The 23,173-nt window shown below is 59.5% G+C and carries 25 protein-coding genes; 10 read left to right on the top strand and 15 right to left on the bottom strand.

Annotated elements, in window-relative coordinates; genetic code table 11:
* Positions 1-197 precede the first annotated feature (197 nt).
* A complete protein-coding gene (gene rarD / locus BM416_RS01115; protein WP_065927790.1) occupies positions 198-1,079 on the top strand; it encodes an EamA family transporter RarD in 882 nt (293 codons plus the stop codon).
* Here the strand turns inward: rarD and BM416_RS01120 are convergent.
* The 7 genes from BM416_RS01120 to BM416_RS01150 all read right to left on the bottom strand — a co-directional run bounded on the left by BM416_RS01120 (position 1,048) and on the right by BM416_RS01150 (position 9,574).
* A complete protein-coding gene (locus BM416_RS01120; protein ID WP_092484418.1) occupies positions 1,048-1,830 on the bottom strand; it encodes a fimbrial biogenesis chaperone in 783 nt (260 codons plus the stop codon). The genes rarD and BM416_RS01120 overlap by 32 nt on opposite strands.
* Positions 1,827-2,852, bottom strand: coding sequence for a fimbrial protein (locus BM416_RS30275; protein ID WP_139237723.1), 1,026 nt, complete (start codon positions 2,850-2,852; stop codon positions 1,827-1,829). Before BM416_RS30275 ends, BM416_RS01120 begins: the two co-directional genes overlap by 4 nt.
* Positions 2,853-2,916: 64 nt before the next feature.
* A complete protein-coding gene (locus BM416_RS01130; RefSeq protein WP_256577403.1) occupies positions 2,917-5,490 on the bottom strand; it encodes a fimbria/pilus outer membrane usher protein in 2,574 nt (857 codons plus the stop codon).
* A gap of 167 nt (positions 5,491-5,657) precedes the next feature.
* A complete protein-coding gene (locus BM416_RS01135; protein ID WP_256577404.1) occupies positions 5,658-6,434 on the bottom strand; it encodes a fimbrial biogenesis chaperone in 777 nt (258 codons plus the stop codon).
* A 99-nt stretch (positions 6,435-6,533) separates the two neighbouring features.
* Entirely contained in the window at positions 6,534-7,097 is a 564-nt protein-coding gene (locus tag BM416_RS01140) for a fimbrial protein (RefSeq protein WP_092484428.1), read from the bottom strand.
* A 230-nt stretch (positions 7,098-7,327) separates the two neighbouring features.
* The gene (hppD, locus tag BM416_RS01145) at positions 7,328-8,404 is read right to left on the bottom strand and encodes a 4-hydroxyphenylpyruvate dioxygenase (RefSeq protein WP_027606579.1); all 1,077 of its coding nucleotides are present in this window, start codon (positions 8,402-8,404) and stop codon (positions 7,328-7,330) included.
* A 246-nt stretch (positions 8,405-8,650) separates the two neighbouring features.
* Entirely contained in the window at positions 8,651-9,574 is a 924-nt protein-coding gene (locus BM416_RS01150; protein ID WP_092484431.1) for a DMT family transporter, read from the bottom strand.
* Positions 9,575-9,649: 75 nt separating this feature from the next.
* Between BM416_RS01150 and BM416_RS01155 the strand changes: the two genes are divergently transcribed.
* The 3 genes from BM416_RS01155 (at position 9,650) to BM416_RS01165 (ending at position 12,713) form a co-directional block, all read left to right on the top strand.
* A complete protein-coding gene (locus tag BM416_RS01155; RefSeq protein ID WP_092484434.1) occupies positions 9,650-10,576 on the top strand; it encodes a LysR family transcriptional regulator in 927 nt (308 codons plus the stop codon).
* 31 nt (positions 10,577-10,607) lie between these two features.
* Positions 10,608-12,149, top strand: a complete 1,542-nt coding sequence (locus tag BM416_RS01160; protein WP_092484436.1) for an EAL domain-containing protein — start codon at positions 10,608-10,610, stop codon at positions 12,147-12,149.
* A gap of 198 nt (positions 12,150-12,347) precedes the next feature.
* A complete protein-coding gene (locus tag BM416_RS01165; protein ID WP_027606583.1) occupies positions 12,348-12,713 on the top strand; it encodes a histone-like nucleoid-structuring protein, MvaT/MvaU family in 366 nt (121 codons plus the stop codon).
* Between the two features lie 111 nt (positions 12,714-12,824).
* Here the strand turns inward: BM416_RS01165 and BM416_RS01170 are convergent, their stop codons facing one another.
* Complete coding sequence (locus BM416_RS01170) at positions 12,825-13,361, bottom strand: DUF4946 domain-containing protein (RefSeq protein WP_092484439.1); 537 nt, start codon at positions 13,359-13,361, stop codon at positions 12,825-12,827.
* Positions 13,362-13,560: 199 nt separating this feature from the next.
* On the opposite strand from BM416_RS01170, the gene gloA reads away from it, so the two are divergent.
* A complete protein-coding gene (gene gloA / locus BM416_RS01175) occupies positions 13,561-14,082 on the top strand; it encodes a lactoylglutathione lyase (protein WP_027606585.1) in 522 nt (173 codons plus the stop codon).
* Between the two features lie 49 nt (positions 14,083-14,131).
* Here the strand turns inward: gloA and ahpF are convergent, their stop codons facing one another.
* The 3 genes from ahpF to BM416_RS01190 form a co-directional block, all read right to left on the bottom strand.
* Positions 14,132-15,697 carry an alkyl hydroperoxide reductase subunit F gene (gene ahpF, locus BM416_RS01180; protein WP_027606586.1) on the bottom strand — a complete coding sequence of 522 codons (1,566 nt, stop codon included), beginning with the start codon at positions 15,695-15,697 and terminating at the stop codon, positions 14,132-14,134.
* A 130-nt stretch (positions 15,698-15,827) separates the two neighbouring features.
* Complete coding sequence (gene ahpC, locus BM416_RS01185; RefSeq protein WP_003173835.1) at positions 15,828-16,391, bottom strand: alkyl hydroperoxide reductase subunit C; 564 nt, start codon at positions 16,389-16,391, stop codon at positions 15,828-15,830.
* A 133-nt stretch (positions 16,392-16,524) separates the two neighbouring features.
* The gene (locus BM416_RS01190; RefSeq protein WP_092484455.1) at positions 16,525-17,457 is read right to left on the bottom strand and encodes a site-specific integrase; all 933 of its coding nucleotides are present in this window, start codon (positions 17,455-17,457) and stop codon (positions 16,525-16,527) included.
* A 170-nt stretch (positions 17,458-17,627) separates the two neighbouring features.
* Between BM416_RS01190 and BM416_RS01195 the strand changes: the two genes are divergently transcribed.
* Positions 17,628-18,635 carry a DNA-binding protein gene (locus tag BM416_RS01195; RefSeq protein ID WP_092484458.1) on the top strand — a complete coding sequence of 336 codons (1,008 nt, stop codon included), beginning with the start codon at positions 17,628-17,630 and terminating at the stop codon, positions 18,633-18,635.
* On the opposite strand, the gene gorA is transcribed toward BM416_RS01195, so the two are convergent.
* A complete protein-coding gene (gene gorA, locus BM416_RS01200; RefSeq protein ID WP_092484461.1) occupies positions 18,636-19,994 on the bottom strand; it encodes a glutathione-disulfide reductase in 1,359 nt (452 codons plus the stop codon).
* A gap of 100 nt (positions 19,995-20,094) precedes the next feature.
* Positions 20,095-20,934, bottom strand: a complete 840-nt coding sequence (gene galU / locus BM416_RS01205; protein ID WP_003212579.1) for a UTP--glucose-1-phosphate uridylyltransferase GalU — start codon at positions 20,932-20,934, stop codon at positions 20,095-20,097.
* Positions 20,935-21,243: 309 nt separating this feature from the next.
* Here galU and BM416_RS01210 point away from each other — a divergent pair, with 309 nt between their 5' ends.
* Complete coding sequence (locus BM416_RS01210) at positions 21,244-21,429, top strand: hypothetical protein (protein WP_017528082.1); 186 nt, start codon at positions 21,244-21,246, stop codon at positions 21,427-21,429.
* A gap of 141 nt (positions 21,430-21,570) precedes the next feature.
* Positions 21,571-21,852, top strand: coding sequence for a hypothetical protein (locus BM416_RS01215; protein ID WP_027606590.1), 282 nt, complete (start codon positions 21,571-21,573; stop codon positions 21,850-21,852).
* Between the two features lie 9 nt (positions 21,853-21,861).
* Here the strand turns inward: BM416_RS01215 and BM416_RS01220 are convergent, their stop codons facing one another.
* Entirely contained in the window at positions 21,862-22,092 is a 231-nt protein-coding gene (locus BM416_RS01220) for a hypothetical protein (RefSeq protein ID WP_027606591.1), read from the bottom strand.
* A gap of 20 nt (positions 22,093-22,112) precedes the next feature.
* Positions 22,113-22,463, bottom strand: a complete 351-nt coding sequence (locus BM416_RS01225; protein WP_027606592.1) for a hypothetical protein — start codon at positions 22,461-22,463, stop codon at positions 22,113-22,115.
* 212 nt (positions 22,464-22,675) lie between these two features.
* Between BM416_RS01225 and BM416_RS01230 the strand changes: the two genes are divergently transcribed.
* Complete coding sequence (locus BM416_RS01230; protein WP_003173824.1) at positions 22,676-22,978, top strand: DUF1883 domain-containing protein; 303 nt, start codon at positions 22,676-22,678, stop codon at positions 22,976-22,978.
* Positions 22,979-23,003: 25 nt separating this feature from the next.
* Positions 23,004-23,171, top strand: coding sequence for a hypothetical protein (locus BM416_RS30530; protein WP_092484465.1), 168 nt, complete (start codon positions 23,004-23,006; stop codon positions 23,169-23,171).
* Positions 23,172-23,173 lie beyond the last annotated feature (2 nt).

Below are 23,173 nucleotides of genomic sequence, written 5' to 3' on the forward strand. Positions count from 1 at the left end.
GGGGCAAGCCCGCTCACCACCACAACCACAACCACAACCACACCCCGACTGCCCCTGCCAGGCAGACCCAGACAGCGGCCGCGAGACATTTTCCTGAAAAACGCCCCAAAACAGCGCGCCCTTCCCGCTTCAAAAGCACCATAATCCCCTGTTGAAATTCCCCCTACTTGTTTGAAATCGGTTTTCGCGAGGACAGCGTGTCTAAAGGTGTTGTGTTATCGGTGTCGGCCTCGGTGTTGTTTGCCGTGATGTATTACTTCACGTCATTGCTGACGCCATTGAGCGGCCTGGAAATTTTCGGCTGGCGCATGTTGCTGACCGTACCGTGCATGACGGTGTTCATGATCGTCAGCGGCGAATGGCGGCGGGTCTGGGAATTGCTGCGAGTGCTGGCGGCCAAGCCTCGGCTGATCGGCGGTGTGGTGCTGTCGTCGGCGTTGCTGGGCGTGCAGTTGTGGTTGTTCATGTGGGCGCCGCTGAACGGGCGCAGCCTGGATGTATCGGTGGGTTACTTCCTGCTGCCGCTGACCATGGTGCTCACCGGGCGTCTGGTATGGGGCGAACAGTTGTCCTACCTGCAAAAGATCGCGGTGTTTTTTGCCGGCCTCGGGGTACTCAACGAGTTGTTCCAGGCCGGCGGGTTCTCCTGGGCGACGCTGGTGGTGATCATCGGTTACCCGCTGTATTTCATTGCGCGCAGATACCTCAAGACCGACCACCTGGGCGGACTGTGGCTGGACATGGCACTGATGCTGCCGGTGGCCTGGTGGTTTGTGCAAAGCGGCGAACAGGGCTTTGCGGTGATGGATGCCCACCCCAAGCTGTACGGGTTGATCCCGATGCTGGGCCTGATCAGCGCCTCGGCGCTGGTGAGCTATATCATCGCCAGCCGCCTGCTGGCTTTCAGCCTGTTCGGACTGCTCAGTTATGTCGAGCCGGTGTTGTTGCTGGTGGTGGCGCTGCTGCTGGGTGAAGGCATCAAGGCCGGCGAATGGTTGACCTACATCCCGATCTGGATAGCGGTCATGGTCCTGGTGTTCGAAGGGGTCAAGCACCTGGTGCGTCAGCGCAGGGCTTGAGCGCCGAACAGGCGACAGGCCGCAACAGCGCCTGATGGTGCTGAGTGGCACCCTCATCGTCCAGGGTGGTGAACTGTACTTGCGTACCGGTCAGGCCCTCGTGAGGCAGCCCGGGCATCGCAATCCGTGCAGTCCCATAGGGCGCGACCATCGGCGGATCTTCGCTGCGATGCTCCACTGCGCTGAGTGTCAGTACCACCCCGGACAAGGTCACGTGATAGGGCGTGGGGTTAAGCACCTCCAACCCCGCCTCGCCTCCACCGCTTACGGACCATTGCAGCGCATGAGCCGCGTCCTGCACCTGCCCCGGCAGTTCGGCGGGCCGGAGGAAAAGCTTGATCCGCGTACGAAAGGCAAATTGCAGGACGTTGGTTTCAGCCGGGGCCTCAACGCTCGGCCTGATTGCCAGCACGTTCAGCCAGTACACCGACTCCCGGTCAGCCATCGGCTTCGGCGTTTGATAATGCATGATCCGCAAGGCGCGTCCGGTGCTTGCATTCATGCGAACGATGGGTGGCGTAATCGTGAACGGCACATCACTGTTTTCGGGCGCCGCCGCCGCATCGCCGTCATCGATCCACGCCTGCACCAGGCGCGGACTGTCAGCCTCATTGTGCAGGTTGATCACCACCGCGCGCGCGGCGCCCGGATAGATGACACGTGTGCGGTCAATCACGATTTCACCCTGCGCAACGATCGCCTGCAAGCTCATCAGCACGCCAAGGCCCCTGCTCCACAGCGCGATGCTCATCGGTAGCTCATTGTGAAGGACGCCAACCCGTTCGCGCTGCCGGGCCGGATCGATGAGCCCGTCTGGATATAACGTGCAGTCAAAGGAATCTGCACGGTTGCATTGCCGGTTGTGCCGACCAGCCACTGGTTCGGGTTGCCAATGGTCGTGGAGTCAGCACCGTAACGCACCAGTGTGCTCCCCCGCAGCAATTGCAGTGCGACGCCGCTGGCCACGGAGGTCGGGGTCAGGGACAACACATCGCTGCGATTGGCCGGCGTGGTCTGGTCTGTCACCGTTATAAATACGTCACGCGTAGCGCCGCTGGTGCCGCCCGCACATGACAGTGTGATGTTGCGGGTCACGCTGCCGGCGAAGCTGCCCACCCCGCGAAAGTCACGTGCAGCCACGGCCGGCATGGGCATTGCAACCGAAGGCGTCGTGACGCTGCAGGTGGGTTTGCGGGGCGCATTGATCGTGATATTGGAAAAGTTCACCGCGTAATAGCCGGCGCCGCTGATGGGCGTGCCGGTGATCGTATACCTTGCAAGGTTCCTGGCGGCGATCGTGCCACCGGTGATGGGTCCCGTGGCTACAAAGTAGATACGGGTATCAAGCCCTAAATATCGGGGCCTCGATCCGGTAATCAATGTAACACCTGCGGTATTGATGGCCATGAACGGCCGATTCGGGTCTCTCGCCATCATGGCAAATCCAACCCCGGGTACATCGGTGGCATGCACCGTCATTGAAAGCCCGTTGGCGGAGAATATCCGTCCCGTACTTGAACTGTTCACAAGCGCCAGCCGGGTCGCGGCCCCGGTGCTAATGCCTTCGTCACACCGTAACGCAGAAGCGGGCGGGCTGACGAAGGCATAGCCGTTGGCGGAGCCAATCACTTGCCCGACTTGTTGGTTGGCGGGAACCGTGATTGGAGGAACGGAAATAATCAACGCCGGGCCGGGATTACAGAGGATCGCTTGAGCTTCCAGCGCCACCATCCATCCTCCCAGCACCACGCCGACAAGCGAATATCTAGTCATGAAAACAACACCTCTGTCATATCGGATAAGTCTTGCATCGCATCAATCATGAATCGGCGCTCGCTCATGGCTGGCCCGCCACCTGGCGAGCCTGGCTCGCCACGCATACCCCTTGCATGAAGTCGGTAGTGACCTGTCGCTGGCCGGCGGTGGCCGGCGGCATGTGGTAGTGGATATCGCACTGCTCGGCGATTTTGCTGCCCCACTTGACGGTCAGGCGGCCTTCCTGCGGGATGTCCCGGACGAAGGCTTTACTGGCCTGCCCCACCACACCGACCTCACGCCCTTGCCCATCGAATACCTGTGCGGCAAATGGCAGCGGGCTGCCATTCTCGCGAACGCCCTTGACCACCACTGCCCGGCCGTTGACCGTGTCGAACTTGACCAGCGATACCGCACCCGAGGTCGGTACGACGTTGCGGGTCGATTCCTGAAGCTCCACATCCAGCGACATGCCTTCCGGATCGATCTCCACCGTATTGTTCTGGAACGCCGTCAGATTGGGCACGACGGCGTATCCCTTGCTGTTGACCCGTGTACCGCCGCCACCGCCAAGCCGGGCGCCTTCGGCTCCCGGCACATGGACCAGCGCCGAGGCTTCGCCCAGGCTTTGCGAGAACGCCACACCGTCGGCGTGCACGACGACCCCGCCGTCGGCGCCGAACGAAAGCTGCGAGCTATCGCGGCTCTGGCCATATCCGGCGCGCAGGTGGGTGGCATCGGTGCGATAACCCGCATAGGTGTTGAACTGGCTGGAGCGCGTGCTATCACTGGTCGCGCGGTGGGCGGAAACACCGTAGTTGACCTCGGCGTTCTCGCCCAGGAAGCCGTTGATGCCCACCTGCTGCTGGCTGCCCCGTGTATCGCCGGTATCCCGGGACAGCGAAGTATTGATCGTCGGCGACCTCGACTCACTCCCCAGGGGCATCGATAGCGTGAGCATGTAGCGGTTATCGATGCGCCCGGGTTGACCGATACGCCCGAAGAACACATCGTCACTGAGCTCGCTTTGGGTCAGTTGTCGCGTGTCCTGGACCCTCGAACGTTGCGCCGAAAGATTCCAGTTGAGCTTGTTCCAGGTCGAGCCGTAGCTGGCGGTGAATGAAACCTGGCGGCCCTCGTTCTCGCCCCAATAGTCGACAGAGCTGCCGTACAGGCTCAGGGTGCCGATGCCCAGTTGCTGGCTGATGGTCAGGTCGAGCCGGCTTTTTTGCCGGGCATAGCCGTTGACATCACCGGAGCGGCTCGCGATCTCACGCACATTCAGGGCATCCGGAAGGTTCAGGTATCCCTCCGTGGAGAATCGATACGCGCCCAGTGCAAAATGCGTACCCGAGGCCGGCAGGCTTTTGTTGTAGCCTAGCCCGAGGCTTTGTCCGGTCAGGCGTCCATGCTCTGGCACCGCGGTACGTGAGGTGGCGGTGTCCAGCGAAAAGGCGCCGACGGGCGTATTCAACGCAACACCGACCTTTCCCTGCTCATAGCCTTTGGAAAGACTGCCGCCGCCATACACCGTCAGGTCATCGGCCAAGCCGTGTTGCAGAGTGCCTTGAAAGACGCTCGCACCTTTGGCATCGATGCCCTTTTGCTGCACCTCACCCAGGGTGGCACTGTATTTTGTCGTGTCGGCCCGCAGCAGTTGCGGGGCCACCGAGTACGGCACGACGAAGGTGTTCCGACGCCCGTCGACTTCGGTCACGTTGACGATCAAGTCACCGCCGTATCCGGTGGCATGCAGGTCACTGATGACAAAGGGACCAGGCGCCACCGTGGTCTCATAAATGGTGTAGCCGTTCTGGCTGACCGTGACCGTTGCATTACTGTCGGCGACACCCCGTACCTGCGGTGCATAGCCTTGCTGTGTCTGCGGGCGCATGCGGTCGTCGGTGGCCAGGGTCACGCCCCGCAGGCGGACCCCGTCGACGATCTGTCCGTTGCTGAAGGTGTCTCCCAGGGTCAGTTGCGACTGCCAGGGGATGATACTGCGCTGCACATACGTGGACGTGTTCTGATAAGTCTCGAAGCCTGTACGATTGCTCCAGGCCTGGGCGCCCTGGTGCCGCAAGCGCCAGGCGCCCAGATTGATCCCCGCATTGAGGCCCAGGTAAGTGCGACCGTCACCTTCACCGGCGGTGACTGCGCTGGTGCTGAAGTTGTAATTGAGCAACCCTGCGGCAATCCCCTCATCCAGCGACTCGGGGTCGATGTAGCCACGCATGGAACGCTTCATATAGGCCTGCGGTACGCTGGCGGCCAACTCGAGCGCACCCGGGTCGAAGGTGCTGGATGCCATCGGAATCCACTGACCCAGGTCGCCGCAATACTGGCCGGCTGCGGCAGGGTTGCCGACCTCGCGCCCATGGGCCTCGGTATCGACTTTATCCATCGCGATACCGATCTTTTCCAACACTTCGCGACTCAAGCACGGCTGCGCGCCGGCCTTTGCCTGGGCTGCGACGAACTCCACCTCCCTGCGCCCCAATGCCTGGCCGTTGACCACGATATCTACGCGGTACAGGCCGGGGCTCATCGGGTTGCCGGTGTTGAACCGTGACGTGTCGACCGACGACGCCAGGCCACTGGAGAATGCGTTCAGATCAAAGCTCAATTCAGACGCAAGCGCGGCATCGCTTGCCATCACGGCCGCACTCATCAAACCACCCAACATCATCGTGCGAGGCTGGAATGGCAAAATCGGGGCGCAACGATGCACCCTTACCTGGATGTGACTAGGCATAGTTATGACTTCAGTGGACGCTGGGAAATGTACGTTTGCTTGCCCTCATCAACGCTCCGGGGACGCGTTCAGCGGTGCAACACAGCAGGCTGCACCGATGAAAAGCCACCGAAATCGTTGATGTAGGTGAAACTCACCCGCGCATCGGCAGGTATTGCCTTCGCGGTTTTCGGCACCGGTACCTTCAACGTGCCTCCTGGCGCCACCATCCCTTCCGGCAGGGCCAGTTTTTTCGCGTTGGGATCAGCGCCCATGAGCAGGGCAATGTCGTTGAAGGTGACGTGATACGCCGATGGGTTATGCACCTGTATCTCGTTGCCCTGGGCGACCCGCGCCAGGGACCAGCGCAACAGCCCGGGCGCCTCCTCGGGTGTTCCGGATAACTGCGCCGGACGAAAAAACACTTTGGTGCGGATACGGAACGCGAACTTGAAGTGGTTCCGCTGGTCGTCTTCAAGCGTGGGATCAAACTCACTGGTCGCACCAGGGACCTCAAGTACATTCAACCAGAACAGCGACTCTCTATCCGCAGGCAGCGGTGCCTTGGTGTAGGACAGGCGCATGGACTGGCTTTTGCCTGAGTCCAGGCGAAATACCGGCGGAGACAGCACGAAAGGCACATCGCTCAGCGACGGCGCTGCCTCTGGGTCACCGGCGTCCAGCCATGCCTGGACCAGACGGGGTGCATGTTTGTCATCGTTGGTCACTCGCAGGGTGACCTCGCGTCGCTGCTCGGGGTAAATCTGTCGCGTACCGTCGATAACCACGCCCGCGTGGGCCATGTGCGAGGCTATCCCCAAGGACAGGCTCAGCGCCACGCACATCGCTCGACGACTTAAGATCATCAGTAAATCCTGCATCGGGTAATCCTTGATAACAGTTGTCCTGCGCCCGACCGCCGGGTCGAGCGAGGATCTCAGGCGATGGTCATCTGCGTGGCTGCATCAAGGAAAGGTGACCGAGTACTGCACACTGCTGGTGACATTACCCGCGCCCGCCGCGCCACCGTTGGCGATATAGCGTGCGTAGAACGGCAAGGTCGCCAGGCCATTGGTAACGGTGGCAACGGTCGAGTTGTTGCCGGTGCGCAAGTCCATCGGCGTGGAGGTCGCACCATCGAGGATTTGTACCTCAACCCGCGAGGCCGGCGTTGCCGTGGCCGTGTTACGCAGGTTGCCGGTTGCCGGGTTGATGCCAGGGCTGGTCGGCTCATAACGTACGGCGACCTTGGTCCCGTTCGGGCATCCGCCCGAGCCGCCGACATAGACAAAGTAGCGCTTGGCGCCGGCCGTATCGCCTGCGGCCTTGAGGGACGAGGTTTGCACTCGGTCAAGCACTACCGGGAAGTTGGCGCCCGAACCTGGCGAGGCCCCGGTACCGCCACTGATGGTGCAGGTGGTGCCACTGACCGAGCCTGTGATGGTGATGGTACCGTCTGCCGCATAAGCGGAGCTGGCGGCAAAGCCGCAAAAAGCCAGCACTGCAGCCGCCAGAGTTTGTTTTGTCATAATCAATCTTTCCTTAAAGTTGGGTTCGCGGAATGCACGGTTGCGACACAGGAGAACATCAGCTCTTGCGCCCCCCATGTGTGGATATCGCGATCAATCGGGTTCCCAGGCCTGGAAAAGTCGTTTGTTTCAAGCTCGTTCTGAATTGGCAGGCAAAAAAAATGCTCCGTACCTTGGGATACGGAGCATGTTCGTCAAGCACCTGGGCAGTCTGCCAGGCCCCACATGGATCAGTCGGCGGTCAACACGCCTCGGCGAACCTGATCGCGCTCGATGGACTCGAACAGCGCCTTGAAGTTGCCCTCGCCAAACCCGTCATCGCCCTTGCGCTGGATGAACTCGAAGAACACCGGGCCCATCAGGGTTTCCGAGAAGATCTGCAGCAACAGGCGCTTGTCGCCTTCGATGGATGAGCCGTCCAGCAGGATGCCACGTGCCTGCAGTTGATCCACCGGTTCGCCGTGGTTCGGCAGGCGACCTTCGAGCATTTCGTAGTAGGTGTCCGGCGGTGCGGTCATGAAGCGCATGCCGATCTTCTTGAGTGCGTCCCAGGTCTTGACCAGGTCGTCGGTGAGGAACGCCACGTGCTGGATACCTTCGCCATTGAACTGCATCAGGAACTCTTCGATCTGCCCGGCGCCCTTGGACGACTCTTCGTTCAGCGGGATGCGGATCATGCCGTCCGGGGCGCTCATGGCCTTGGACGTCAGGCCGGTGTATTCGCCCTTGATATCGAAGTAGCGCGCTTCACGGAAGTTGAACAGTTTCTCGTAGAAGCCGGCCCAGTAAGCCATACGCCCGCGATAGACGTTGTGGGTCAGGTGGTCGATGACCTTGAGGCCGGCGCCTTGGGGGTTGCGCTCGACGCCGTCGAGGTAGACGAAGTCGATGTCATAGATCGAGCTGCCCTCACCAAAACGGTCGATCAGGTACAGCGGCGCGCCGCCGATGCCCTTGATGGCCGGCAGGTTCAGCTCCATCGGGCCGGTTTCGATATGGATCGGCTGGGCCCCCAGTTCCAGGGCGCGGTTGTAGGCTTTTTGCGAGTCCTTGACGCGGAACGCCATGCCGCACACCGACGGGCCATGCTCGGCGGCGAAGTAGGAGGCGATGCTGTTGGGCTCGTTGTTGAGGATCAGGTTGATCTCGCCCTGACGGAACAGCTGGACGTTCTTGGAGCGGTGATTCGCGACTTTGGTGAAGCCCATGATCTCGAAGATCGGCTCCAGGGTGCCCGGGGTCGGCGATGCGAATTCGATAAATTCAAAGCCCATCAGGCCCATTGGGTTTTCGTAGTGGTCGGTCATGGCCGGCGCCTCATCATTCTTGTGGGTAGCAATTGGTTATGTGCGAGCAAGGATGAGGTCGGGGGGCGGCGCGCAGGACAGGCCTCGCACACTGCGGGCGAGGAAGTCACCAAAGATGAGGGGGGAGCCGAGTAGCTTCATGGTTACATCAGTCTCTGACAGCCGAGGCTTGCGTGAGCGCAAGTCCATATTCTTGTATGCGTAAATCGATTCTACACAGCGTAACGGTATTTGTCCGTACTCTTATCAAATCCCCATTGCCCTGGCCTGTGCAAGAGGTTTGTTGCACAGGTAGATGCCCAGCAGGATGACGGCCCCGCCCGCCAGCATGGGCGCCGTCAGCTGCTCCCCCAGCAGCAAGGCACCGCAGATCACCGCCGTCAGCGGGTTGAGTGCGATAAATACCCCGGAGCGGGTCGTGCCGATGCGTCGGATGCCGTCGTAGTAACCGATATACGCCAGTGCCGAGCCCAACACGCCGAGGTAGGCCAGGGTGAGCCACTGAGTGATCTGCAAGCGGCCGAGCGCTTCTACGCTGACGCTTGCGGTGGCAAACGCGCTGGTGGTCAACATCAACGTACCCAGCAGCACCGACCAGGTGACCGTCTGCAATGGCCCCAGGCTTTGGTTGAGCCCCCGGGCACACAGCGAATAAACGCCCCACCCTGCCACACAGCCAAGGATCAGCAGGTCGCCGATCCAGGCATCGGCGGTGGCCTGCAGCAACTGCGGGTTACGGCTGACAATGACCGTCCCGGCACCGACCAGGCAAAGCAGGATCCCCAGCAGCTTGATCCGACTCAGCCGCTCCTTGAATAACAACCAGCTCGCCAGGCCGATCACCGCCGGGTTCAACGCCACGATCAACGAAGCCCGCGACGCATTGATGTACTGCAACCCATAGAAGAAGCACAGGTTGTAGAAAAAAATCCCGCAGAAGCCCAGCACCGCCAGTTGCGTAAACTGCCGAAGGTTCGGGCGTAACAGACGAATACGCGCGCAGGCCATGAACAGCAACAACGCCAGGCTGGCGAGGATAAAACGCAGGCTGGCGGCCAGCAGCGGATTGAGGTGGTCAGCCAGGAAGCGCCCGGCGACAAAGGTGCCGCCCCAGATCATGGTGACGACGGCGAGTTTGCAATAAGTCAGGTGATCGGAGGCGAGGCGCATGGGGATGGGCTCAAGGGGGGAGAATTGGCGTATTCTTCAGCTAATAACTGATCATCGTAAAATGAGCTTTCACTCATGACCCTGACCCAATTGGAAATCTTCTCGCTGGTCGCCGAGCTGCAGGGCTTTACCAGCGCCGCCCACCGCCTGGGCATCAGCCAATCGGCGGTGTCCCATGCCATCAAGGCCCTGGAGCAGGAGCTCGGTGTGGAGCTGTTTCGGCGCCACCAGTCGCAGGTAGAACCCAGCGACATCGGCCGGCAATTACTCGGACGTGCCCGTGCCATGCTCGGCCTGGCCAATACCCTGCAACAAGAGGCGGCCGATGCCCGTGGCATGCGGCGCGGTACTTTGCGCATCGGCTCATTCGGGCCGACCGCGTCGATTCGCCTGCTGCCTACCATCCTCAGCCAGTTTCGCAGCGCCCATCCGGGGATTGAGGTGCATGTGGACGAAGGTCCCGACCGCCAGGTGCTGCAGTGGCTGGATGAGCGACGGATCGATGTGGGCTTTGTGGTGCTGGAACAGGAGCGCTTCGACACCTTTGCCTTGTTCGAGGACCAACTGGTGGCGCTGCTGCCGGCAGATCATCCATTGGCTGCGCGGGACACGCTGGCCCTGCCGGACCTGTGCGACGATGCCTTTATCCTGACCGAAGCCGGCTCCTCGGAATTGGTCACCCGCCTGTTCGACGCCGGACAACTGCGACCAAGGATTCGTTACCGCTGCGCACAACTGCTGAGCACCCTGGAAGCGGTCAGCCGTGGCGATGGCCTGAGCATCGTCGCTGAAGCGTCGCTGCCCCAGGCACTTGATCCGCGCTATGTGAAGCGACCGCTTTCACCCCGTGTGCCGCGCCAGATCGGCCTGGCGGTGCTGGATCGTCGGCAGTCGTCACCGGCGACCCTGGCCTTTATCGAGATTGCGCAAAGCCTTGTCAGGGCGAGCAAATTCCAAGCGGGCCATCTATCATCGGAACATTTCCCGCCGGCCTGCCGGTAAAGCCCTCCCCCTGCGCAACAGGCCTGAACCCATGCCCCTCACCGTCAAAGGCCCGCGAAGACTTCTCACCCGCTATGCGATCAGCCTGTTGGCGGGTGTGCTGCCGATCCTGCTGGGTGCGGCCATCCTGTATTGGCAAGCCGAACGCACCCTCGAACAAAGCACGGCGCAAACCGCCCAGGAAGCCGTACGTCAATTCGACCTGATGCTCGACAATACCGCCCTCGCCGCCCAGGCCTTGCTGCCCCTGGCCGGACAGCCGTGTGACAGTGGCGCGCAACTGGCGCTGCGTGAACAGGTCACGCGCCGGCCGTTTGTGCGGGCGACGACCTTGTCCTGGCAGAAAAACATCTATTGCAGCTCCCTGTTCGGCAGCAACTACGAGTCACCGGTAAACCCGGATGACTACGTCGATGGCCGCCTGTGGCTGATGAACGGCAACCCGGTTACACCGGATACCGCGTTGCTGGTCTACCGCCTGGTCGACGGGGACAAAGCGGCGTTTGCCTCCATCGACGGCTATCACCTGACCAACGCCCTGCGCCTGATCAGCCGCTATGCCCAGCTTGTGCTGCAAGTCGGGCCTCACTGGCTCGGCGCCGATGGCAACGTGCGCGACACCGCGGTTCCGGTATTTGCCGTGGCCCATCATCACCTGGCGTCCGAGCGTTATCGCTACAGCGTCGACGCCGGCATGCCGGACGGTGAGGTGTGGCGCTATATGCAGGCGCGTTACCCGGCGGTGTTCAGCCTGGTGGTGTTCTTTGGCGTGCTCGCAGGCCTGCTTGCGCACTGGCTGCAAAAGCGCTCCTCGGCGCCCACCCATGAGCTGCAGCGGGCCTTGGGGGCCAATGAGTTCATCCCGTACTTCCAGCCGGTGGTACGCGGTGACACCCGCGAGTGGGCAGGCTGCGAGGTGCTGATGCGCTGGCAGCACCCCAAGGAAGGCTTGGTCCGGCCCGACCTGTTTATCCCGCTGGCTGAACATTCCGGCCTGATCGTGCCGATGACCCGCGCCCTGCTGCGCCAGACCGCCGCCCAACTGGCGCCCCATGCGACGCAGTTCAGCCCGGGCTTCCATATCGGCGTGAATATCACCGCGCGCCATTGCCACGACCTTGCCCTGGTGGAGGATTGCCGTGAGTTTCTCGCCGCCTTTGCACCGGGCCAGGTGACCTTGGTGCTGGAGCTGACCGAGCGCGAGCTGATCGAGCCCACGGATATTACCCGCCGACTGTTCGACGCCCTGCATCAACTAGGGGTGATGATTGCCATCGATGACTTTGGTACCGGCCATTCCAGTCTGGGCTATTTGCGCAACTTCAATGTGGATTACTTGAAGATCGACCAGAGTTTTGTCGCCATGATCGGTGCCGATGCACTATCGCGGCATATTCTGGACAGCATCATCGAATTGTCCGGCAAGCTGGACCTGGGCATCGTTGCCGAGGGTGTAGAGACTGCCGAGCAGTGCGAATACCTGGCCGCTCACGGCGTGGATTTCCTCCAGGGCTACCTGTTTGGAAAGCCATTACCCAGCGATGAATTCATTAAAAACCTGGCCAGCCATTGAATAGCCATGCACTAGCGGCGTTGAAATAATGTTAATACGACAAAAGACGTGATTTACTCGTGGCGGATTAACTACTACAATTTTTCTTGCCTGTGCAGAACTCGCAGGACGACTTCTTCTGTGAGTCGCCTTAACGCTATTGGCTTATAGCTTTGTCTGTAGTTGACATCAGCCAAATACACTATTGGAGTACAGATTTTGTCCAGACTCGCCGAATTTCGCGCAGCAGAAAAAGCCCTTCAAGAGCAGCTCGCCCAGCTGGAGTCCCTGAAGAACGACGCCGGCCTGAAGAAAGAAATCGAATTCGAAGAAAAGCTTCAAGGACTGATGAAAACCTACGGCAAAGGCCTGCGCGACATTATCCTGATCCTTGATCCAAACCCGGGCAAGACCAGCGCTGCCGCCGCCAGCGCACCCAAACAGCGCCGTGCACGCGTGGTCAAGGTTTACCACAACCCGCACACTGGCGAACTGATCGAAACCAAGGGCGGTAACCACCGTGGCCTCAAGGCCTGGAAAGAACAGTATGGCGCAGCCACTGTAGACTCCTGGCTTCGCGGCTGATCACAACGCACTAACAAAGAGCCCCGCACATGCGGGGCTTTTTTATTCAAGGGTTTGAAACAGAACTTAAATAACATTTCACTTTGTTCAGAATCGACGGGCGAAACGCACTTAAAGTTTGAGGCTGGCGCGCACCGAACTGACTTCGTCCTTGCTGGCTTCGTAGGCATCGGCCTGACCCGCGTATGAAAAAACATACGCTTTATCGATATCAACAGCCCCCACCAATGTTTGTGAAAGCACGTGCCGTCCATTCTCGGTAATCACACAGGTAGTTTCCACGGCCTCAAGACGACTCAGTGTTGTCGAGTGCATCTTGCTGCACACACTCTGGTAACCGCCTTGGGCAAAATCCTTCTGGATGGACTTGCGCATCTCCAGCAATACGCCCTGAAGATTAACGTTATGTCCGGCTTCGATCGGCGTTCCCGTCAACTCCATCACCATCAGTGTGTTGCCATTTTCGTCGTTCTTGATCGCACGCTGCCGCGAGACCGGCTGCGGGGTGGCCGGCGCGGCGCCGTCGGGCACCACTTCCTCGACCTGCCAGCCGCTGGGCCAATGAATCTCCGGGTCGCCCGCCCACACCCAGGGGCTGGTCAACAGCAAACACAGAGCGCTCAACAGCGGTATACGACATTCGATCATTGCAAAAGACACCCAAGGTTCAAGCGACAAAGTGTGAGCCCCGCCACCGGCCGGTCGCAAGACCTGTGCGCGCTTTTTCATTTGGCGCAGCAAGCGGGCCTTGCGTATCATGGCCCGGCTGCACGGACGCCAGCCGCAAGCCAAGGGAACGCTCCTCTCACCTGGAGCCGCGTTTGCCCCATTTTTTTCTGGAGGGCCCATGAGCCTGCACGAACTGAACACCTTCCCGGGCGTCACCGCCCAACCTGACACCGCCACCTCGAACTTCGTGTTCAACCACACCATGCTGCGGGTCAAGGACATCACCAAGTCCCTGGACTTCTACACCCGGGTCCTGGGTTTTTCCCTGGTTGAAAAGCGCGACTTCCCGGAAGCCGAATTCAGCCTGTACTTCCTGGCCCTGGTGGACAAATCCCAGATCCCGGCCGACGCCGCCGCGCGCACCCAATGGATGAAGTCGATTCCAGGCATCCTGGAACTGACCCACAACCACGGCACCGAAAACGATGCCGACTTCGCCTACCACAACGGCAACACCGATCCACGGGGCTTCGGCCATATCTGCATCTCGGTGCCCGATATTGTCGCCGCATGCGAACGCTTCGAAGCATTGGGCTGCGATTTCCAGAAACGCCTGAGCGATGGCCGCATGAAAAGCCTGGCGTTCATCAAGGACCCGGATGGGTACTGGGTTGAGATTATTCAGCCAGCGCCGCTGTAACGAAAAAACCCCATGATCGCTCATGGGGTTTTTTATGCGCGCCTTCGTATTACGCGGGCGCCGAGGTACGGATCAAGTGATCGAAAGCACTCAGGGAAGCCTTGGCGCCCTCGCCTACTGCAATCACGATCTGCTTGTACGGCACGGTCGTCACGTCACCGGCGGCGAATACCCCTGGCAGTGAAGTTTCGCCACGGGCATCGACAATGATCTCGCCACGGGGGGTCAGTTCCACAGTGCCTTTGAGCCAGTCGGTGTTGGGCAGCAAACCGATCTGTACAAAGATGCCTTCCAGGTCGAGGGTCTTGAACTCACCGGTATCGCGGTCCTTGTAGGCCAGGCCTGTCACTTTCTGGCCATCGCCTTTGACTTCACTGGTCAGCGCGCTGGTGATCACGTCAACGTTAGGCAGGCTGTACAGCTTGCGCTGCAATACCGCATCGGCGCGCAGCTTGCTGTCAAACTCCAGCAAGGTCACATGGCTGACGATACCGGCCAGGTCGATGGCCGCTTCAACGCCGGAGTTACCGCCGCCGATCACCGCCACACGCTTGCCCTTGAACAGCGGACCATCGCAGTGCGGGCAGAAGCACACGCCCTTGGCCTTGTATTCCTGCTCGCCCGGCACCCCCATTTCGCGCCAGCGGGCGCCGGTGGCCAGGATCACGGTCTTGGACTTGAGGGTCGCACCGCTTTCAAAGCGAATTTCGTGCAGGTCACCGGGATTCTTCGCCGGCACCAGGCTGCTGGCGCGCTGCAGGTTCATGATGTCCACGTCGTACTGACGCACGTGGGCTTCCAGGGCGCTGGCCAGTTTCGGCCCTTCGGTTTCCTGGACCGAGATAAAGTTCTCGATGGACATGGTGTCCAGCACCTGGCCACCAAAGCGTTCGGCGGCAACACCGGTGCGGATGCCTTTACGTGCGGCGTAGATGGCGGCTGCGGAACCGGCTGGGCCACCGCCGACGACCAGCACATCAAAGGCCTCCTTGGCGCTGATTTTCTCGGCGGCTTTTTCAATGCCACTGGTGTCGAGCTTGGCGAGGATTTCTTCCAGGCCCATGCGGCCCTGGCCGAAGTTCACACCATTCAAGTAGACGCTCGGCACCGCCATGATCTGACGCTCGTCGACTTCAGCCTGGAACAGCGCGCCGTCGATGGCGACGTGGCGGATATTCGGGTTGAGCACGGCCATCAGGTTCAGCGCCTGGACCACGTCCGGGCAGTTCTGGCAGGACAGCGAGAAGTAAGTCTCGAAGCTGAACTCGCCCTTAAGGGCGCGGATCTGTTCAATCACTTCGACACTGGCCTTCGACGGGTGGCCACCGACTTGCAGCAGGGCCAGCACCAACGAAGTGAATTCATGGCCCATGGGGATGCCGGCGAAACGCAGGCTGATATCGGCACCCGGGCGGTTGATGGAGAACGATGGCTTACGCGCGTCATCACCATCGGTCTTCAAGGTAATCAGCGTGGTGAGGCTGGTTACGTCTTGCAGAAGGGCAAGCATTTCCTGGGATTTCGCGCCGTCGTCGAGGGAGGCGACGATCTCGATCGGCTGGGTGACCCGTTCCAGGTATGACTTCAACTGAGCTTTAAGATTGGCGTCCAACATACGGGCGATTTCCTATTAATTCGGTTTATTGCAGACAAAAAAACGCCCGAGCGACTATCGCCCGGGCGTTCTGAGGGCGGATGCAGCTTACTTAAGTGCGGAGTTCCGCCCTTGATACGTCTTCACAGACTTAGATCTTGCCGACCAGGTCCAGGGACGGCGCCAGAGTGGCCTCGCCTTCTTTCCACTTGGCCGGGCACACTTCGCCTGGGTGAGCAGCCACATATTGAGCAGCCTTGATCTTGCGCAGCAGCTCGGAAGCGTCACGGCCAACACCGCCGTCGTTCAGTTCAACGATCTTGATCTGACCTTCCGGGTTGATCACGAAGGTACCGCGGTCAGCCAGGCCAGCTTCTTCGATCAGTACGTCGAAGTTGCGGGAGATGGTCAGGGTCGGGTCGCCGATCATGGTGTACTGGATTTTGCCGATGGCTGGCGAAGTGTTGTGCCAGGCAGCGTGGGCAAAGTGGGTGTCGGTGGAAACGCTGTAGATTTCCACGCCCAGTTTCTGGAATTCGGCGTAGTTGTCAGCCAGGTCTTCCAGCTCGGTTGGGCAAACGAAGGTGAAGTCGGCTGGGTAGAAGAACACGACCGACCATTTGCCTTTCAGGTCAGCGTCGGTCACATCTACGAAGTTGCCGTTTTTGTATGCAGTTGCTTTGAACGGTTTTACTTGGCTGTTGATGATAGGCATCGTTGACTCTCCGTCAGGGGTTAAGAAGTTGATGAAGTGAATCCTACCCACTCTCCCGGCGGATGGCTCATTGGCAAACCTGATGCTGACGATTGGTTTTCCCTATCAGGTGATGGTATTAATAGAAGAAATCTCAAAGCAGCGGTTGAGTGGCCAATGTCATGCCGAGAAAGGGCGTCGCTTCAACATAGCGCATGGCGGATTTCATGTCGCTCCAGCCGACGTAACTCATCAACGACTTCAAGTCCCAGCCGCTGGAATGGGCCCAGGTGGCAAAGCCCCGGCGCAGCGAGTGACTGGTGTACTGCTCGGCGGCGATGCCGGCACGCTCAAGCGCCTGGCGCAACAGCGGGATCACACTGTTGGGGTGCAAACCCTCCTCCCCAAGGTTTCCCCAGCGATCGATACCGCGAAATACCGGACCGCGCACCAGGGCCGAGGCGCTGAGCCATTCGCTGTAGGCCTGCACCGGACAGAGGCGCAGCAGCGCCGGGGTGTGATAGGTCTTGCCGAGGTTGTCGCGGTCACTTTTGCTGCGCGGCAGGTACAGGCGGATGCCGGCACCGGGTGTGGCCTGTACGTGTTCGATGCTCAAGCGACACAACTCATCGCTGCGAAAACCACGCCAGAAGCCCAGCAGAATGAGTGCAGTGTCACGCTTGGCGCGCAGCAATCGCGGTTGGTCATGTGTCTCAACGGCCTCTCGCGCTTCAGCCTCGAGGGAGGCCACGACCTGCTCCAGATGCCTGAGCTGCAACGGCTCGGCCTGCTTCTCCTGCGCCGGGTGCACGGCGCGAATCCCCTTAAGCACCTTGCGCACCACCGGCGCCTTCGTCGGGTCGGGAAAGCCCTGGCTGGTATGCCATTGCGCCAATGCCGAGAGCCGCAGCTTCAGAGTGTTGACCGCCAGCACGCCCGCATGCGCCACCAGATAACGCGCCACGCTGTCGCTGGTGGCCGGCAGAAATCCGCCCCAACTGACTTCGAAGTGTTCGATCGCCGCACGATAGCTACGGCGCGTGTTATCGCGGGTGGCGGCGTTTAGGTAACGATCCAGATCGCTCATGGGAGGCCTATTCGTACTGCTGGCAGAGGTACAAGCGCTCCAGGCGCTTATGACACGGGATAATACGCCAATATCCCATCTGTTAAATCATGAATTTGAACAGGTTTTTATTCGTGATACAGTATGTATCTACATAATACATACCACAGTACTAAATCGACGGAGACCCCATGGCTCGCGGCGGCATTAATAAAGCAGTAGTTCAAACGGCACGCCTGGCGATCCTTGCCCGTGGCGAGAACCCCAGCATCGACGCGGTACGCATCGAGATGGGCAATACCGGCTCGAAAACCACGATCCACCGCTATTTGAAGGAGCTGGACGACAGCGAAGCCCGCCTGACCATCACCGAAGCGCCGATTGACGACGAACTGGGTGAACTGGTTGCACGCCTGGCGCAGCGCTTGAAAGACAAGGCTCAAGAGCCGATTGACCTGGCCCTGGCGCAGTTCGAACAGCAAAAATCCGCCCTGCTCGCCCAGATCGAGGCGCTTGAAGAAGCTCACGGCGAACTCAAGCAACAATCCGATATTCAGGCGGCTGCACTGGCAGAAGAAAGCGCTGCCCTGCAAACCACCAGCACCAGTCTGCAAACCGAGCAAACGCGCAACGCCGGGCTCAGCCAGGCCTGCAGCGATTACGAGCTAAGGATCAACGACAAGGACGAACAGATTCGCTCGCTGGAAGAGAAGCACCTGCACGCCCGCGAGGCGCTGGAGCACTACCGCAATGCGATCAAGGAGCAACGCGAGCAGGAGCAGCGGCGCCACGAAGGCCAGCTGCAGCAAGTACAGGCAGAGCTGCGCCAAGCCCAGCAAAGTGCAATGGTTCGCCAGGACGAAATCACCCAGCTGCACCGTGACAACGAGCGCCTGCTGATCGAGCACCGAGTGACGACAAAGGAATTGGCTGCGCTGCAGGAGGAAACCCGCAAAGGCCAGGCCCAGCAATTGAAGCTGAGCGAACACGTGAGCCAGATCGACAGCGAGCGCACTCTCCTTCAGGAGCGCCTGCGGGTGGCCTTGCTTGAAAACGAGTCACGCCAACAAGCGCTGGCTGAGCACGGGCACACCAACAAGCGCCTGGAACTGGAGCTTATGAAGGCCCACGCCACTATCGAAGCGTTGCGCCTGGCCGCCGCCGTTGCAACGGCGCCAGAGGCAACACCGCCAGCCTGATCAGTCGGACACAGGCGTGCGCATGGTGACAAACTCTTCCGCCGCCGTGGGATGCACGCCGATGGTTTCATCGAAGTGCTGCTTGGTCGCGCCGGCCTTGAGCGCGATCGCCAGGCCCTGGACGATCTCGCCCGCATCCGGACCGACCATGTGGCAGCCCAACACCTTGTCGGTATCCGCGTCGACCACCAGTTTCATCAAGGTTTTTTCCTGGCACTCGGTCAAGGTCAGCTTCATCGGGCGGAACCGGCTTTCGAAGATCTGCACCCTGTGCCCGTTCTTCTTCGCCTCCTCCTCCGTCAGGCCGACGGTGCCGATATTCGGCAGGCTGAATACCGCTGTCGGGATCATTGCGTAATCCACCGGGCGGTAGTGCTCGGGCCTGAACAAGCGACGCGCTACGGCCATGCCTTCGGCGAGAGCCACCGGCGTCAGCTGCACACGGCCGATCACATCACCGATCGCCAGGATCGACGCTTCGGTGGTCTCGTACTGGTCGTTCACCTGGACGAAACCGCGCTCATCCAGTTTCACGCCGGTATTTTCCAAGCCCAGGTTATCCAGCATCGGGCGCCGGCCGGTGGCATAGAACACGCAATCGGCCTCCAGCACGCGACCGTCTTTCAAGGTGGCCTTGAGGCTGCCATCGGCTTGCTTTTCAATGCGCTCGATATCCGCATTGAATTGCAGGTCGAGGCCGCGCTTGGTCAACTCTTCCTTAAGGTGTGTGCGCACTGAACCATCAAAGCCACGCAGGAACAGGTCGCCGCGATACAGCAATGAAGTCCGCGCACCCAAGCCATGGAAAATCCCGGCGAACTCAACCGCGATATAGCCGCCACCTACCACCAGCACACGCTTGGGCAACTCTTTGAGGAAGAACGCCTCATTGGAGCCTATGGCGTGCTCACGTCCCGGAATATCCGGAATCTGCGGCCAGCCCCCGGTAGCGATCAGGATGTGCCTGGCCGTAAAGCGCTCGCCATTGATTTCCACCTGGTGCGGATCAACCAGGCGTGCATGTCCCTCATGCAGGGTCACGCCGCTGTTGACCAGCAGGTTGCGGTAGATACCATTGAGGCGGTTGATCTCGCGATCCTTGTTGGCGATCAGGGTCGCCCAATCAAAATTCGCTTCACCCAGGGACCAGCCAAAGCCACTGGCTTGCTCGAAGTCCTCGGCAAAATGCGCACCGTACACCAGCAGTTTCTTCGGCACGCAGCCAACGTTCACGCAGGTGCCACCCAGGTAGCGACTTTCCGCCACGGCCACCTTGGCCCCAAAGCCCGCAGCAAAGCGCGCCGCGCGAACACCGCCGGAACCGGCGCCAATTACATACAGGTCAAAATCGTAGGCCATTTCATTCTCCTCGGCAGGACATCAGCATACCGACTTACATGGGGCTGAAAAACGAAAAAGCCACCCGAAGGTGGCTTTTTCGAAGGCAGGCCTGCGTGAATCAGTAAGCCTTGCCAGTCTTGTAGAAGTGCTCGTAGCAGAAGTTGGTGGCTTCGATGTAGCCTTCGGCGCCACCGCAGTCAAAACGACGACCCTTGAACTTGTAGGCGATCACGCAACCATCTTTGGCCTGCTTCAACAGGGCGTCGGTGATCTGGATCTCGCCACCCTTGCCTGGCTCGGTTTCTTCGATCAGCTTGAAGATGTCCGGGGTCAGAATGTAACGACCGATGATCGCCAGGTTCGACGGTGCATCTTCAGGCGCCGGCTTCTCGACCATGTCGCGTACGCGGATCAGGCCATCACCAATGTCGTCACCGGCAATCACGCCGTACTTGTTGGTCTCTTGAGGATCGACCTCTTGAACCGCAACGATGGTGCAACGGTATTTCTGGTACAGCTTGACCATCTGGGTCAGTACGCCGTCGCCTTCCAGGTTCACACACAGGTCATCCGCGAGTACCACGGCGAACGGTTCGTCACCGATCAATGGGCGACCGGTCAGGATGGCGTGGCCGAGGCCTTTCATCTGGGTCTGACGGGTGTAGGAGAACGAGCACTCGTCCAGCAGCTTGCGGATACCGACCAGGTATTTTTCCTTGTCGGTGCCCTTGATTTGGTTTTCCAGCTCGTAGCTGATGTCGAAGTGATCTTCCAGTGCGCGCTTACCGCGACCGGTGACGATAGAGATTTCGTTCAGACCGGCATCCAATGCCTCTTCGACGCCGTACTGAATCAGTGGCTTGTTTACCACCGGCAGCATCTCTTTGGGCATGGCCTTGGTCGCTGGCAAGAAGCGAGTGCCGTAACCGGCTGCTGGGAACAAGCATTTCTTGATCATATAAGTCCTTACAAAGGGCTGTGCGTACGGAATTCGGCGCAGTCTAATCAGGCCGCAGTCACCTTACAATGGGTCCTGCTGGCGTTGCGATGTCATCATAGAGAAAAAATGTCGGCGTAAGTTCCGCTGATCTTACAAAGAGCGACTCCCCCGTCACGCTAAAAAAATCCGCCTCCTCATGTTTAAAGGGGTTGCAACCCTTTTAGCACGCTTTTCAGCCCAGAACACTGACCTGGAATAACTTGCGCGGTCCTGGAACATTTGGCGCTATCATTGCATCCTTGAATCAGACCACGAGATTGTTAATAGATGTCAGAACCAAAAGGCGTGAACGGCTACCTGATCACCAAGCGAGCAGACGGCTGGCACCTGATCAATTTCCATGGAGACAGCGTCGCGGGCGTTTTCGAGACCGAAAGCATGGCGATCGCGGTCGCCGAAGTGTTTGTTGACGAAGCGGGCCACGCGTCGAGCAAGAGACCGAAGGGTAAGTAAGCCTGCAGCCCTGAGCAAAAAGCCCCGAATCACGGGGCTTTTTTGGTTTTGCCTGTACCTAGATGGCAGTTCGCTATAATCTTCCACAAACGCCCCACGACAGTGTCAGCGCCCCTCCCACACCCTCGACGACGAACACACATGAACAAATTTCTGGCACTGACTGCGGTACTGGCACTCGCCGGCTGCACCACCACTTCCGATGTCTACCTCAAGAACGGCGAGCAAGGCCTGACCATCGACTGTTCAGGCGAAGCCAACTCCTGGGCCAGTTGCTACGAAAAAGCCGATGCCTCCTGCGCAGGCACCGGCTATCGCATTGTCGGCACCGAAGGCACGCCATCGCTGAAGGAAAGCGACAAGACCCTGGGCCAGGATGTGGGCAACTACAAAAGTCGCAGCGTGGTGGTGGTCTGCAAGTAACCCCGCAGTTTACAGGTGGATCTCGGCGAATTTGATCCCCAGTTCCCGAAGGATTTCGCTCAGCTCGTCAAGGCTGGCAAAGGATTCGACTTCATCCTGATCATCCACCAGAAAAAAGCTGCGACCGCCACTTTTCTTGAAGAAGACGATCCACTCGCCCAGGTCGGCGGGGTTCTGGATGACATGGGTGGCCGAGATTTCACCCTCGGCATGACGGGCCTTCACGTGTTCACGCTTCATATCGGCTTTCCCCAGCGGCCTCAACCGGAAATGCACTCTTCCCCGGCTTTTTTCACATCACCCGGGCGGATCGGCACGTTGGACATGCTCTCGTAGAGCTTGATGCTGCTACCGCTGGAGCGCTCTTCAATTTCGAAAATAGCCGAAGGGTCGGCGGAAAACTTCTGCGGCACGATAACCTGCACACCATCCTTATGCGGTTCAATCTGCGGCGGCCGACGAGTAGCCGACAGTTTCCTTACCACACACGCGGCATACTCCTGGGGCTTTTTCCCGGAAATGACGGCCAACGTCGGCGGGGTCTGCTTGATATCTGCAACCGAAGCACACCCACCTATCGCCAAGGCCAGAACCAACACACTCCACTTCATACAAAACCTCCAATAAAGACCCTACGACAGCGGAGATGGTAATTTTCTCCCGCCCACGTAGGATTTATCCCTGATAACTCGGTAAATAACTGTTTTAAATTGTCGACGCCATTGAAGACGGGCCGATAATAAACGCGCTGGGGCTGATAAACTCCATCTTAACCTACGTATCATTCTGATTTTTCAGAAAAAGCCCTTCTGGAGACACCCTCATGAAATTTATTCACCAGCGCGAGCACCTCAACGAGGGGGACATTGTCGTCATCGAATGCTCGCAGACTTGTAATATTCGCCTGATGAGCGACGCAAATTTTCGCAGTTTCAAGAATGGCGGTCGCCACACGTACCACGGCGGCGCCTTCGACAAATTCCCCGCCAAGATCACCGCACCCAGCACCGGATTCTGGAATATCACCCTGGACGTGGTGACACGCCGCGCGATCAGCGTCACCCGCAAGCCGGCGCTGTCCCACAAGATTCGCATCGTACGTCGCACCAGCACCAAGCTGAGCTGACTCGAAGACGCCACAGGAAATCACCGTGACCACTACCACCAAATACGTGATCAAGTACAAGCTCAACGGCGAACGCCGCTTCGAGTTCGCCCAACTGACGAGCAATAGCGTGGAAGAGGCCTTGCAGGCCTTGGCGAAAATCCACGATGCCAGCGATGTCATCACCGACATCAACGTGAGCAAGGCGTTGTAAGG

The sequence above is a fragment of the Pseudomonas sp. NFACC42-2 genome (assembly GCF_900116055.1).
Lineage (GTDB): Bacteria > Pseudomonadota > Gammaproteobacteria > Pseudomonadales > Pseudomonadaceae > Aquipseudomonas > Aquipseudomonas marginalis.